Source organism: Tsukamurella sp. II2bb (assembly GCF_057815145.1).
In genome coordinates this window covers 385,135-398,425 of the sequence record NZ_JBYPZI010000003.1, presented here as the reverse complement: position 1 = coordinate 398,425, position 13,291 = coordinate 385,135, and the positions used below count along the sequence as shown (strand labels likewise).

Genomic DNA, 13,291 nt, shown 5'->3' with positions numbered 1-13,291 from the left:
GGCTGCTCGCGCAAGCCAGGAGCTTTTTCGACCCCGCCCCTCAGAACGGTTGAGCCGGGCCACGCGCCGCGGCCCGGGGCGAACCCCGGGCCGCGGCGGAGATCACCGGTGGTCGGCCCCGCGGCGGTCCTCCCGCCGGTAGTGCCATCGCAGGGCGAGATTGCCCACCGCGCCGGCCGCCCCCATCACGATGAGCACGCCGCCGAAGAAGCGCGGGGTCGGATCCCCGCCCTCGAGGAGCAGGTAGGCGCCCATGCCCATGATGATCACGGCCACGATCGCGGCGGCCAGGGGATTGCCCACTCGCTTGCTTCTCGGCATTGCACTACTCCTTTCGGGCGACGGCGGCGCGGGTCACTTGGTGGCGTACTTCGCGTTGTGCGCGGCGATCGCCTCGGTGCGCATCCGCTCGTACTCCGCCTTGCTCGGCGGCTCCACATCGGTACCCAGGTCCTCGACGTGCAGCCGGTAGGTCTCCTTGGCGGTGAACGCGGCGAACGCGGCCACGCAGCAGATGCCGAGAGTGATGCTGCCGACGATCATCGGGACGTTGCTGCCGGGAGGCGCGACGGCGGCGAACAGCGGCGCGAGCACGGCGGCGGTGATCATCGTGCCGGTGTTCTGCGAGATCGCCATGCCGGAGACGCGGGTCTTGGCGGGGAACAGCTCGGGGTAGAACGAGGGGAAGATCGCGTTGTAGCCCTGGTACAGGGCGCCCCACATGATGAGCGACATGATGATGGCGCCGGGCACGTTGTGCATCTCGATCATCTTCAGGTAGCCGAAGGATGCGATCCCGGCGGAGAGGCAGCCGACGATGATCACCGGGCGGCGACCGACGCGGTCCGACAGGTTGCCGACGAACGGGATCACGATGCAGGCCACGATGTTGCCGAGCAGCGGGATCCAGAAGTAGACGCTCTTCTCGATGCCGATGCCGTACGCCTTCTGCGTGGCGTACGCGGCGCCGAAGACGGTGGCGACGATCGGGATGGTGTTCATCAGCGCCATGCAGACGACGCGCAGCATGTTCGGCCAGGAGTACTTGAAGGCGGTGAGGACCGGGGACTTCGCCTTGGTGCCCTCCTCCTGCTCCTCCTCGAAGACCGGGGTCTCGTGCACGGTGCGCCGGATGATGACGCCGGCCACGATCACGAAGAAGCTGAGCAGGAACGGAATGCGCCAGCCCCAGGACTCGAAGGCCTCCTCGGACAGGAACCCGGAGAGCGGGATGAACACACCGGCGGCGAGGATCTGACCGGCCTGGACGCCCTGCAGGGTGAAGGAGCCGAAGAAGCCGCGGCGGCCGTACGGCGCGTGCTCGAGCACCATGGAGGAGGCGCCGGAGATCTCACCGGCGACCGCAAAGCCCTGGATCAGGCGCAGGATCACCAGCAGGGTCGGCGCCAGCAGGCCGACCTGGTCGTAGGTGGGCAGGAAGGCGACCGCCATGGTGGAGGCGCCGATCAGGTACATGCACATCAGCAGCACCTTCTTGCGCCCGATCGTGTCACCGAGGTGGCCGAGGACGAAGGCGCCGATCGGGCGGGCGACGTAGCCCACGCCGAAGGTGGCCATGGCCGCCACCATCGCGATCTTCGGATCCCCCTTGGGGAAGAAGAGCTGCGGGAAGATGGTGCCCGCGACCGCCGCGTAGATGAAGTAGTCGTAGTACTCGAGCGCCGAGCCGATCCAGGCGGACGCGGCCGCCTTCTTCGACTGATTGCCCTCGGGTTCAGTGTGAGCCGTTGTCGCTTCCGACATCATGACCCTTCTGTTAAGGACGCGGGCCACGGGAGGTGACCGAGCGTGCAGGTGGTGATGCGCGTGCCATGGGTGGCACTTGCGGCTGCAGCGATGCCGTGACAGCCGGCGTGGAGAAGTGGTGACCCCTTCGTCGTCCCCGCCGACTGTGTTCGCGATACGAACGGTGAGCCGCTGTGCGTACATAACGTAACTCAGATCACACGCGAGCGCAATAGTGGGGTGGGTTACCGGCGCGCGCGGGCCGCACGACAGACGCGACGACGCCGCCCCCACCCCGAAAGGGGCGGAGACGGCGTCGAATTCAGCGGGGAGGACTCAGGCCTCCGCGGCGGCCCCCGTGGCGATCCGCAGGGGTGCATCGGTCGCGGCGATCACCTCGTCGACGGAGACTCCGGGGGCCGTCTCGACCAGCACGAGCCCCTCGGGCGTGACGTCGATGACCGCGAGGTCCGAGACGATCCGGTTGACGCACTGCAGCCCCGTGATGGGCAGGGTGTTCTCGCTGAGGATCTTCGGCTGGCCCTTGCGGGTCACGTGCTCCATCATCACGATCACCCGGCCGGCGCCGTGCACCAGATCCATGGCGCCGCCCATGCCCTTGACCATCGCGCCGGGCACCGCCCAGTTCGACAGGTCGCCGCGCGCGCTCACCTGCATCGCGCCCAGGACGGCCACGTCCACGTGGCCCCCTCGGATCATCGCGAAGGATTCCGACGAGCCGAAGAACGAGGCACCGGGCGCCACCGTGATCGTCTCCTTGCCGGCGTTGATCAGCTCGGGGTCCACCTCGTCGTCGAAGGGGTAGGGCCCGACGCCGAGCACGCCGTTCTCGGAGTGCAGGACCACCTCGCGGTCCGCGGGGATGTGCCCCGGGATCAGCGTGGGCATGCCGATCCCGAGGTTCACGTACTCGCCGTCGCGCAGGTCAGCCGCGATGCGGGCCGCCATCTCGTCTCGGTTCCAACTCATGCCTGCACCGTCCTGTTCTCGATTCCGGTCTCCTGCGGCCCGACCACGACGACGCGCTGGACGTAGATGCCGGGGGTGTGCACGTCAGCGGGGTCGATCTCGCCCGGCTCCACGAGATGCTCGACCTGGGCGATCGTGATCCGGCCCGCGGTGGCCGCGTCCGGGTTGAAGTTGCGCGCGGTGCCCCGGAAGACGAGGTTGCCGAGCCGGTCCCCCTTCCACGCGTGGACGAGGGCGAAGTCGGTGCGGATGCCGCGCTCGAGGACGTAGGTCTGACCGTCGAACTCGCGGGTCTCCTTCGGCGTCGACGCCACCGCGACGCCCCCGGCACCGTCGTACCGCATCGGCAGGCCGCCCTCGGCGACCTGCGTGCCCACGCCCGCGGTGGTGTAGAAGGCCGCGATCCCGGCGCCGCCGGCGCGCATGCGCTCGGCGAGGGTGCCCTGCGGGGTCAGTTCCACCTCCAGCTCACCCGAGAGGTACTGCCGGGCGAACTCCTTGTTGGCGCCCACGTACGAGCTGATGGTCCGCCGGATCCGGTGCGCCTCCAGCAGCTTGCCGAGGCCGAAGCCCTCGGTGCCGCAGTTGTTGCTCACCGTCTCCAGATCGGTCACGCCGCGCTCGAGGATCGCATCGATGAGCACAGCGGGAATCCCCACCAGACCGAAGCCACCGACAGCGAGCGAGGCACCGTCGGGAATGTCCGCAACGGCCTCTGCCGCACTCGCCACAACCTTATTGATCATGTGACGTAGACTACCCGAAAATGTTCTACATGTGAACACCTAGCCGTTCTGCGAACACTTCGTCCGAAATTGTTGCCCGCACCACACCCCGGCGCTATGGTTGTACGCAATCCGATCGAAAGTTCACATGCAGAACAGAGGCTCGATGTCGTCCCCCACTCCCCCCGGCAAGCTGTTCGCCCCCGACGCGACTCATCCGCGACTGTACTTCCCCGATTACAAGACGACGCGGCTTCGGAGTCCGAAGAAGGACCTGATCCTGATCCCCGAGCGCCTCGGTGAGCTGACCGGCCCCGTCTTCGGCGAGAGCGACGTGGATGCGGCGGAGTCGGACATGACCCTCGCCAACGGCGGCGAGGCGATCGGCCAGCGGATCATCGTGCACGGCCGCGTCCTCGACGCGGACCTGCGGCCCGTCCCGGACACGCTCGTCGAGGTGTGGCAGGCGAACGCCGCGGGGCGCTACCGGCACCGCAACGACTCCTGGCCCGCGCCGCTCGATCCGCACTTCAACGGCGTCGCGCGGAGCATCACCGACGCCCAGGGCCGGTACCGGTTCACCACGATCAAGCCCGGCGCGTACCCGTGGGGCAACCACCACAACGCCTGGCGGCCCGCGCACATCCACTTCTCGCTGTTCGGGCGCGCCTACACCCAGCGCCTGGTGACCCAGATGTACTTCCCGGACGACCCGATGTTCTTCCAGGACCCCATCTACAACTCGGTGCCCGAGGCCGCCCGGGAGCGCATGATCGCGGCCTTCGACTACGACGTCACCCAGCCCGACTGGGCCCTCGGCTACCGCTTCGACATCGTGCTCCGCGGCACCCGTGCGACCCCCTTCGAGGAGGCCTGAGCCATGATCGACACCACCAATCCCGACGCACCCCGCTACCCCGTCTTCGCCCGCGCGCAGGACGAGGTGCCCGTGGGCCTGACCCCGTCGCAGACCGTGGGCCCGTACGTCCACATCGGGTTGTACGCTGGCTGGGAGAAGGCCTGGGACGCCGTGCCCGAGGGCAGCACCGACACCGTCGACATCGAGCTGATCGCCTACGACGGGGCCGGGACGCCGATCGCGGACGCGATGTTCGAGACCTGGCAGGCCGACGCGGCCGGCCACCTCGGCGCGAGCGACCCCCGGGGCGCCGCCGCGGCGACCCCGGCCGGCTTCCGCCACCTGGCGCGCGCCTTCGCGGGCGACGACGGCGTCGCGACCATCCGCACCGTCAAGCCCGGTCCGCTGCCCGGGCAGGCCCCCCACGTCAACCTCGGCGTCTTCGCGCGGGGCACCCTGGACCGGCTGTACACCCGGATCTACTTCCCCGAGGACACCGAGGCGCACGCGAGCGATCCGGTGCTCGCCCTGGTCCCGGCCGAGGACCGGCACCGGCTCATCGCCGAGCGCACCGCGACCGGCTACCGGTTCGTCGTCCACGTCCAGGACGACGGTTCCGGCGAGACCCCGTTCTTCACCCTGTAAAGGAGACCCGTGCCCCGCGGAGAACTGTTCGACCCGATCTTCGGCGCCGTCCCCGCGGCGGAGCGCCTCGACGACGCCGCGTGGATCGACGCGCTGCTGCGCGTGGAGGCCGCACTCGGGCGGGCCTGCGCCGCGGCGGGCGTGATCCCCGCCGCGTCCGCCGCGGCGATCGACGAGGTGATCGCACGCCTGCGCGCCGACGGTGCCCCGTCGCTCGCGCCGGCGGCCCTCGGCGCCGCGTCCGCGGCGGGCGGCAACCCGGTGATCCCGCTGGTCGGGGTGCTGCGCGCCGAGCTGCGCGGCAGCCACCCGGCGGTCCCGCCCGGACACCTGCATCGCGGCGCGACCAGCCAGGACATCCTCGACACCGCGCTGGTACTCCTGCTCCGCGACGCCGGAGCCGTCCTGCTCGCCGATCTCGACCGGGCGGCGCGGGCGTGCGCCGCGCTCGCCCGCGCCCACCGGGACACCCCGATGGCCGGCCGCACCCTCGGGCAGCAGGCGCTCCCCACGACCTTCGGCGCGCTCGTCGCGAGCTGGCTCACGGGCCTGCGCCGCGCCCGGGCGGCCGTGGCCGAGCGGCTCGCGGCGCTGGAGGTCCAGTTCGGCGGCGCCGCCGGGACCCTGGCCGCGGTCGCGCCGCACGGCCCCGCCGTCTCCGACGCCCTCGCGCGCGAGCTGGGGCTGCGCCCGGCGGCGCTGCCCTGGCACACCGAGCGGACCGCCCTCGGGCTGCTCGCGGGCGCGCTCGGCGCGGCGGCGGGCGCCGTCGGGAAGATCGCGGGCGACGTGATCCTCCTCAGCGCGACCGAGCTCGGCGAGGTCAGCGAGGACTCGCCGGGCGGCTCGTCGGCGATGCCGCACAAGCGCAACCCCGTCGCGGCGATCGCCGCGCGGGCCGCGGCCAGGCGCGCCCCCGGCCTGGTCGCGACCGTGCAGTCGGCGATGGACCACGAACTGCAGCGCGCCGCGGGCGCCTGGCACGCCGAGTGGGAGCCGATCACGGACCTGGAGCGCACCGTCGCCGGTGCGGCGGCGCGGATCGCCGACTGCCTGGACGGACTGCAGGTGCACCCGGAGGTGATGGCGCGCGATCTCGACGTGACCGGTGGCGCCCTCCTGGCGGAGCGGGTCACCGTCGCCCTGTCCGAGCACACGCCCGACGCCCGCGACCGGGTGACCGCGGCGTGCGCGGCGCGCATCCCCCTGGATACCGCGGAATCCATCACCGAATACCTGCCCGCCGAGACCGTGCGGGCACTGCTCGATCCCGCGGGCTATCTGGGGCACGCGGGCGAATTCACCGACCGCGCCCTGGCCGCGTACACCGCCGACGAGGAGAACCCGTGACCATCGCCCTTGCCCACGACGTCATCGACGCCCGCTCGGGCGATCCCGCCGCGCCGACCGTCGTCCTGCTCGGCTCCCTGGGCTCCACCCGGGCGATGTGGCGGCCGCAGGTCACGGCGCTGTCGGCGTTCGCGCGGGTGATCGTCGTGGACCACCGCGGGCACGGCGACTCCCCCGTTCCCGACGGCCCGTACCGGATGACCGACCTCGCCGGCGACGTCCTGGCGCTGCTCGACGCGCTCGACGTCCCGCTGGCGCACCTCGTCGGCCTCTCGCTGGGCGGCGCCGTCGCGCAGACGATCGCGATCGAACACCCGGACCGGGTGGCCTCGCTGGCCCTGCTGTGCACGGCCGCGCGGTTCGGCGAACCGTCGGCGTGGACCGACCGGGCGGCGGCGGTCAGCCGCGAGGGCACCGGGTCGATCGCCGATGCGGTGGTCGGGCGCTGGTTCACGCCCGGGCTCGCGGCCCGCGACGCCGCGCTCGTCGAGGAGTGCCTGGCCATGGTCGCCGGCACCCCGGACGAGGGCTACGCCGGCTGCTGCGAGGCCCTCGCCGGCTTCGATTCCACCGCGGACCTCGCGCGGATCTCCGCCCCCACCCTGGTCATCGCCGGCGAACAGGACCCGGCGACGCCGCCGGCGACGATGCGCGTGCTCTCCGAGGGCATCGCCGATGCGCGGCTCGCCGTGCTCGATCCGGCGGCCCACCTCGCCAACGTCGAGCAGGCGGGCCGGGTCACGCAGCTGCTGCGCGACCACATCGCGCGGCCGGGCGGCTACGAGGCCGGACGGGCCGCGGCGCACGCTGCCGGCGACGCGGTGCGCCGGAGCGTGCTCGGTGACGCCCACGTCGACCGGTCGGCGGCCGACACCACCGCGTTCACGGCCCCGTTCAACGACTTCATCACCCGCACCGCGTGGGGCGACATCTGGCGCCGCCCCGGCCTCGGGCACGAGCAGCGCCGCCTGCTGACGATCGCCATCCTCACCGCCGTCGGCAACGAGCACGAGCTGGACATGCACCTGCGGGCCGCGCTGCGGGCCGGCGTGGACGCCGACCTGCTCGGCGAGGTGCTGCTGCACACCGCCGTCTACGCCGGGGTGCCGAACAGCAACCGTGGATTCGCGCTCGGCAAGGCCGCGCTCGCGGACCTCGCGGCCGAGGCCGCGGCGGAGGGGGATGATGGTGCACCATGAGCGCCTCCCCCACATCCCGCACCCCCGGCTCGCCCGACGGTGAGCCGCCGGCCGCATCGCCGGACTACGTCCAGTCCCTCGGTCGCGGCCTGTCGGTGATCCGCGCCTTCGACGCCGAGAACCCCACGCGCACGCTCAGCGACGTGGCCCGGGCGACGTCGCTGACCCGGGCGACCGCACGCCGTTTCCTGCTCACCCTGGTCGAACTCGGGTACGTCGCGACCGACGGGACCGAGTTCCGGCTCACCCCGAAGATCCTCGACCTCGGGTACAGCTACCTGTCGAGCCTCGGCCTGCCCGCCATCGCCCAGCCCCACCTCGAGGCGTTGAGCACGGAGGTCGACGAGTCCTCGTCCGTCTCGATCCTCGACGGCCGGGACATCGTCTACGTCGCCCGCCACGCGGTGCGCCGCATCATGGCAGTGGGGATCTCGATCGGCACCCGGTTCCCGGCGTACGCCACCTCGATGGGGCGCGTCCTGCTGGCCGGGCTCCCCGACGCGGAACTCGAGCGGCACCTCGCCGCCGCCGAGCCGGTCGCCTTCACCGAGCGCACCCGCACGGACCTGGGCGACCTCCGCGCCGCGATCCGTGACGCCGCCGAACGCGGCTACGCGATCGTGGACGAGGAACTCGAGTACGGCCTGCGCTCCGTCGCGGCGCCGATCCGCGACGGCGGCGGCCGCGTGGTCGCGGCCGTGAACATCTCCACCCCGGCCTTCCGCTACACCGAGGACCACATGCACGAGGTCCTCGCCCCGGCGCTGCTGCGCGCCGCCGAGGCGATCCACAACGACCTCGCCGCCGTCCGGCGGTGAGAGCCTCCTCCACGCCAGAAAGGCACCCGAGACACCATGCGCGACGTCGTCATCTGTGAACCCCTCCGCACCCCCGTCGGACGCTTCGGCGGAGCGTTCAAGGACGTCCCCGTCGAGGACCTCGCCGCCACCGTCATCGCGGCGCTCGTCGAGCGCACCGGTATCGACCCCGAACTGATCGACGACGTCGTCCTGGGCCAGGCCTCGCCCGGCGGTGAGGCGCCGGCCCTCGGCCGGGTGGCCGCGCTCAACGCGGGGCTGGGCATCGGGGTACCGGGTAAGCAGGTGGACCGGCGCTGCGGGTCGGGCCTGCAGGCCGTGATCGACGGTGCGCTCGCCGTCGCGTCCGGCGGCGCCGACCTGGTGCTGGCGGGCGGCGCGGAGTCGATGAGCCAGGCCGAGTTCTACACCCACCCGAACATCCGCTGGGGCGTGCGCGGCACCGGCGTCGAGCTGGCGGACCGGCTCGCCCGTGCCCGGGTCACGGCGGGCGGGCGCGACTTCCCCGTGGCGGGTGGCATGATCGAGACCGCGGAGAACCTGCGCGCGGAGTACGGGATCACCCGGGCGGAGCAGGACGAGCTCGCGGCGCAGTCGCACCGCCGGGCGGTCGCCGCGATCGAATCGGGCGCCTTCGCCGACGAGATCGTGCCGGTTCCGGTGCCGCAACGTCGCGGCGAGCCCGTCCTGGTGGACCGGGACGAGCACCCGCGCGCGGACACCACCGTGGAGAGCCTGTCCGCGCTGCGCCCGATCCGCGGGAAGATCGACCCCGAATCGACCGTGACCGCCGGCAACGCCAGCGGGCAGAACGACGGTGCCGCCGTCGCGATCGTGACCACCGCCGAGACCGCGGCGCGCCTGGGCCTGGACCCGCTGGCCCGGTTCGCGGGCTGGGCCGTGGCGGGCGTGCCGCCGCGCACGATGGGCATCGGCCCGGTGCCCGCGACGGCGAAGGTGCTCGGCCGCCTGGGCCTGACCCTCGACGACATGGGCGTGATCGAGCTGAACGAGGCCTTCGCCGCCCAGACGCTCGCGGTGCTGCGCGAGTGGGGCCTCGACGCGGCGGACCCGCGGCTGAACCCGAACGGCTCCGGGATCTCGCTCGGCCACCCGGTCGGGGCCACCGGTGGCCGGATCCTCGCGACGCTGCTGCGCGAGATGCGCCGCCGCGAGGCCCGGTACGGCCTGGAGACCATGTGCATCGGCGGCGGTCAGGGCCTCGCGGCGGTGTTCGAGCGGGTCTGACCCGGTCCGGCGGCCGCCGGTGACAGAGAAAGAAATGCCGCGCCCTCGGGCGCGGCATTTCCTTCTCTGTTCTCGTTCCAGCCGGTCACCTCTCGGCGGCGAGCAGCTCCTCCATGGTGCGGGTCATGCGCGCGGCGTCGGCGGTCAGGCCGGTGAAGATCGCGAACGAATCGATCGCCTGGCCCACGGCCATCCCGATGCCACTGATCGTGGTCACGCCCATCTCACGGGCGCGGCGCAGCAGCTCCGTCTCGGCGGGCCGGTAGACGACTTCCGCCAGCCACAGGTCGGGACGCAGCAGCGCGGGATCGAAGGCGGTGCCCGGGTGCGCCGCCATGCCCATGGGGGTCGCGTGCACCACCCCGTCCGCATCGGTGAGGACATCGCCGAGTTCGTTCAGTCCCGCCGCGGTCACGGGCCGCCCCGGGAACCGCTTCTCCAGCTCGGCCGCGAGGCCCGCCGCGCGGGCGGGATCCACGTCGACCACCGTCATCCCCGTCGCGCCGCACTCCAGCGTGGCGTCCGCGACCGCCGCCCCCGCACCGCCCGCGCCGACCTGCACGACGTGGCCGGCGGGCCGGTCGCCCAGGCCCGCCGCGAGGTTGCGGCCGAATCCGGTGCAATCGGTGTTGTGGCCGATGAACCTACCGTCGTCGGTGATCTTGACGGTGTTCACGGCGCCGAGCCGCGCCGCGAGCGGGGAGATCTCGTCGAGCAGGGGCAGCACCTGCTGCTTGCACGGGTGCGTGATGTTGAGCCCGTCGAAGCCCATGTCCGACGCCGATCGCAGCAGCCGGGGCAGCGCCTCCGCCCCGCCCAGCCCGTCGATGTCGATGATCCGGAAGACGTACGCGAGCCCGTGGGCGCGCCCCTCCGCCTCCTGCAGGCGCGGCGTGAGCGAGCGGCCGATACCGGACCCGATGAGGCCGCAGAGGACGCTGCGGCGTTCCGCGGGCTGGGTGTTCGCGCGGGGGTCGGACACGAGTGAGCTCTCTTTCAATTAACTATCCGGTGAGTTACATCTCACGGTAGCATGCGTGGCCATGAGTACGCCCACGCCGAAGCGAACCCGCGACGCAGACCGGACGAAGCGGGACATCCTGGCCGTCGCCGGCCGGGAGTTCGCCGAAAAGGGCTTCGACGGTGCCCGGATCGACGAGATCGCGGCGAAGACCGCGACCACCAAGCGCATGCTCTACTACTACTTCGGAGACAAGGACGCGCTCTACAGCGCGGTCCTGGAGGACGCCTACCGCCGGATCCGAGCGGACGAGGCGCGGGTCGACGTCGACCATCTCGATCCGGTCGCGGCGTTGCGGGCGGTGGCCGAGGCGACCTTCGACCACAACGAGTCCGCTCCCGACTTCGTGCGGCTCGTCAGCGCGGAGAACCTCCGCCGCGGGCGGAGCCTGGCCACGATCGACGGCATCGCCGACTCCCAGCGCCCCGCGATCGAACTCCTCGACCGGATCCTCGAGCGCGGACGCGGCACGGGCGAGTTCCGCGTGGACGTCTCGGCCGTCGACCTGCACATGCTGATCAGCGCCTTCTGCACCTTCCGCGTCGCCCATCGCGACAGCTTCCGGATCCTGTTCGACGTCGACCTCCTCGCCGGGGGCGAGCGAGAGCACCTGCGGCGCATGGCCGGCGACGTGGCCGTCCGCTACGCCCGCGCGGACTGACCGTCCCGGCGCGACGCCCGGTCCCGGCGCAACGCCGAGGAGCACCGGACTCAGCGCTCCGCGGTGCGCAGCTGCGCCGCCACCCGCACGGCGGCGTTGGCATCGCCGAACCCGCGGTAGCCCCCGACCCGCTGCACCACCTCGACGAAGAAGTCGGCACCCACCGTCGGGGTGAAGAGATGGAAGAACTCGCCCGCGTCGTCGCGGTCGTAGAGGATGCCCGCCGCGGACATCCGGTCGAGCAGGGGCCGCGGCAGCTCGAAGCGCGCGGCGAGGTCGTCGTAGTAGTTCGGCGGCACGGGCAGGGGCTCGAAGCCCCGCGCGCGCATGGCCGCCGCCGTGGTGAAGACGTCCTCGCAGGCGAGCGCCACGTGGCTGATCCCGCCCCGGCGCGCCGCGCCGAAACCGCCTCCCGGCCCGTCGACCATGCCCATCGTGATCCGCAGGCCCGCGCCGTCGGCGCCGATCGGCGCGCTCAGCGAGCGGTTGTGCATCAGCCCCACGGCGTCGATGGTGTCCGGCTCCTCGTGCGGCTCCATCGAGAAGAGCGACCGCAGCACCAGCAGCAGGCCGTCCCATTCGTCGCTCGGCACGGCCAGGCCCACGTGGTCCACACCGGTGAACAGGACCGTCGGGTCGAGGCCGCGGGGCGCGGGGTACTCGACGAAGGCCTCGCCCCAGGACGCCGCGGCGCCGGGCGACCGGACGTCCACCGCGGTGGTGCCGGTGATCTGCATGCGCGCGACGTCGGCGCCCACGCGCGCGCCCGGCAGTTCGACGGTGTCCGCGCTCACTCCGAGCGCCGCCGCGCGGCGCGTCCACGCCCCCGGATCCGCCGAGCGGACCCCGATCTGGGTCAGGACGGGCAGGTGCGCCGGCAGGCCGGGCGCGGTCCAGGCGGTGCCCGGCGTGGCGTCGAGCACCACGGTGAGCCCGCCGTGCCGCCACAGCTGCAGATCGTGGTCGCGGTGCCGGCCGGCCAACCGGAAGCCGAGCGCGTCGAGGACCTCCTGCAGCGCGGCCCCCTTACCGGGCCCCGCCGCGATCCGGAGGGAGACGATGCCCTCGAGCGGCGTCGCGGCGGGGGTCTCGAAAAGCTCCTCACCGGCCTCCCCGGACGACGAGGCTGGGGCGGCGGCACCGTCGGACCCGGCGAGCTCGTCGGCGCGCTGCCGCGCGAGCACCCGGTCCTGGAGGTGGCGCAGCGAACGGAGGGCGTCGGCGGCGGTGCGCCCGGTGTCGGAGCCGCGGAAGGTGTCGTTGAAGATCTCGAGCGACCACGGCCCGCGGTACCCCGCGGCGACGAGGTGCGTCCCGAAGCCGGCGAGGTCGAAGACGCCCTGGCCGGGGAAGTTCCGGTGGTGACGGCTCCACTGCAGTACGTCCATCGATTCGGCCGAGGCGTCGGCCCACTGCACGAAGAAGATCTTCTCGCCGGGGATCTCGCGGATCCCGGAGGGGTCGTCACCCCGGGAGAGGACGTGGAAGCTGTCGAGGCAGATGCCCAGGGCGGGATGGTCGGCGGCGCGCACCAGCTCCCACGAGTGGCCGTAGGTGTTGACGTAGCGCGCCCAGGCCAGCGCCTCGTAGGCGAGCCGCATCCCGCGCCGGCCCGCCGCCTCGGCCGCGATGTGCAGTTGCTCCGCCAGGAGCGCATCGTCGGCGACCGCGCCGGGCGACGGGGAGGAGCAGACCAGCATGAGGTCGCAGCCGAGCTCCTCCATCACGTCGTACTTGCGCTCGGCGCGGCGCAGGTTGCGCTGGAACTGCGCCGGGTCCGTGGCGTCGAGATCGCGGAAGGGCTGGTAGAAGTCGATGCTCAGCCCCAGATCCGCACAGCGTGCGGCGACCTGCCTCGGGCTCAGCGGGCACGCGACCAGGTCCGGCTCGAAGATCTCCACCCCGTCGAAACCCGCGGCGGCCACCGCCTCGAGCTTCTCCTCCAGGGTGCCGGAGATGCAGACGGTGGCGATGGACGTCCGAAGACCCGACACACTCGCTCCTTATGTACGAAACAGTTAGTTCGTCC

Annotated in this window: 13 protein-coding genes; 7 read left to right on the top strand and 6 right to left on the bottom strand. The window is 72.3% G+C overall.

Annotated features, from left to right (window positions below):
• Positions 1–102: 102 nt before the first annotated feature.
• The 4 genes from AC21LY_RS10340 to AC21LY_RS10325 form a co-directional block, all read right to left on the bottom strand.
• Positions 103–321, bottom strand: coding sequence for a hypothetical protein (locus AC21LY_RS10340; RefSeq protein ID WP_489046371.1), 219 nt, complete (start codon positions 319–321; stop codon positions 103–105).
• 33 nt (positions 322–354) lie between these two features.
• Positions 355–1,764 carry an MFS transporter gene (locus AC21LY_RS10335; RefSeq protein ID WP_489046370.1) on the bottom strand — a complete coding sequence of 470 codons (1,410 nt, stop codon included), beginning with the start codon at positions 1,762–1,764 and terminating at the stop codon, positions 355–357.
• 318 nt (positions 1,765–2,082) lie between these two features.
• Positions 2,083–2,736 (bottom strand): 3-oxoacid CoA-transferase subunit B, encoded by a 654-nt coding sequence (locus AC21LY_RS10330; protein WP_489046369.1) that lies wholly within the window; start codon positions 2,734–2,736, stop codon positions 2,083–2,085.
• Positions 2,733–3,482, bottom strand: a complete 750-nt coding sequence (locus tag AC21LY_RS10325; protein WP_489046368.1) for a CoA transferase subunit A — start codon at positions 3,480–3,482, stop codon at positions 2,733–2,735. Before AC21LY_RS10325 ends, AC21LY_RS10330 begins: the two co-directional genes overlap by 4 nt.
• Positions 3,483–3,627: 145 nt before the next feature.
• Between AC21LY_RS10325 and pcaH the strand changes: the two genes are divergently transcribed.
• The 6 genes from pcaH to AC21LY_RS10295 are packed head-to-tail and all read left to right on the top strand — an operon-like array spanning position 3,628 to position 9,580.
• Positions 3,628–4,338 (top strand): protocatechuate 3,4-dioxygenase subunit beta, encoded by a 711-nt coding sequence (gene pcaH / locus AC21LY_RS10320; RefSeq protein WP_489046453.1) that lies wholly within the window; start codon positions 3,628–3,630, stop codon positions 4,336–4,338.
• A 3-nt stretch (positions 4,339–4,341) separates the two neighbouring features.
• Positions 4,342–4,965, top strand: coding sequence for a protocatechuate 3,4-dioxygenase subunit alpha (gene pcaG, locus AC21LY_RS10315; protein WP_489046367.1), 624 nt, complete (start codon positions 4,342–4,344; stop codon positions 4,963–4,965).
• A gap of 9 nt (positions 4,966–4,974) precedes the next feature.
• Positions 4,975–6,315 (top strand): 3-carboxy-cis,cis-muconate cycloisomerase, encoded by a 1,341-nt coding sequence (gene pcaB / locus AC21LY_RS10310; RefSeq protein ID WP_489046366.1) that lies wholly within the window; start codon positions 4,975–4,977, stop codon positions 6,313–6,315.
• Complete coding sequence (gene pcaDC, locus AC21LY_RS10305; RefSeq protein WP_489046365.1) at positions 6,312–7,514, top strand: bifunctional 3-oxoadipate enol-lactonase/4-carboxymuconolactone decarboxylase PcaDC; 1,203 nt, start codon at positions 6,312–6,314, stop codon at positions 7,512–7,514. Before pcaB ends, pcaDC begins: the two co-directional genes overlap by 4 nt.
• Positions 7,511–8,332, top strand: a complete 822-nt coding sequence (locus AC21LY_RS10300; RefSeq protein WP_489046364.1) for an IclR family transcriptional regulator domain-containing protein — start codon at positions 7,511–7,513, stop codon at positions 8,330–8,332. Before pcaDC ends, AC21LY_RS10300 begins: the two co-directional genes overlap by 4 nt.
• A gap of 36 nt (positions 8,333–8,368) precedes the next feature.
• A complete protein-coding gene (locus AC21LY_RS10295; protein ID WP_489046363.1) occupies positions 8,369–9,580 on the top strand; it encodes an acetyl-CoA C-acetyltransferase in 1,212 nt (403 codons plus the stop codon).
• 85 nt (positions 9,581–9,665) lie between these two features.
• Here the strand turns inward: AC21LY_RS10295 and AC21LY_RS10290 are convergent, their stop codons facing one another.
• Positions 9,666–10,562 (bottom strand): shikimate dehydrogenase, encoded by an 897-nt coding sequence (locus tag AC21LY_RS10290; protein WP_489046362.1) that lies wholly within the window; start codon positions 10,560–10,562, stop codon positions 9,666–9,668.
• A gap of 61 nt (positions 10,563–10,623) precedes the next feature.
• Here AC21LY_RS10290 and AC21LY_RS10285 point away from each other — a divergent pair, with 61 nt between their 5' ends.
• A complete protein-coding gene (locus AC21LY_RS10285; RefSeq protein ID WP_489046361.1) occupies positions 10,624–11,262 on the top strand; it encodes a TetR/AcrR family transcriptional regulator in 639 nt (212 codons plus the stop codon).
• Between the two features lie 50 nt (positions 11,263–11,312).
• Here AC21LY_RS10285 and AC21LY_RS10280 read toward each other — a convergent pair whose 3' ends face one another.
• Positions 11,313–13,256 carry a sugar phosphate isomerase/epimerase and 4-hydroxyphenylpyruvate domain-containing protein gene (locus AC21LY_RS10280; RefSeq protein ID WP_489046360.1) on the bottom strand — a complete coding sequence of 648 codons (1,944 nt, stop codon included), beginning with the start codon at positions 13,254–13,256 and terminating at the stop codon, positions 11,313–11,315.
• Between the last annotated feature and the right edge of the window lie 35 nt (positions 13,257–13,291).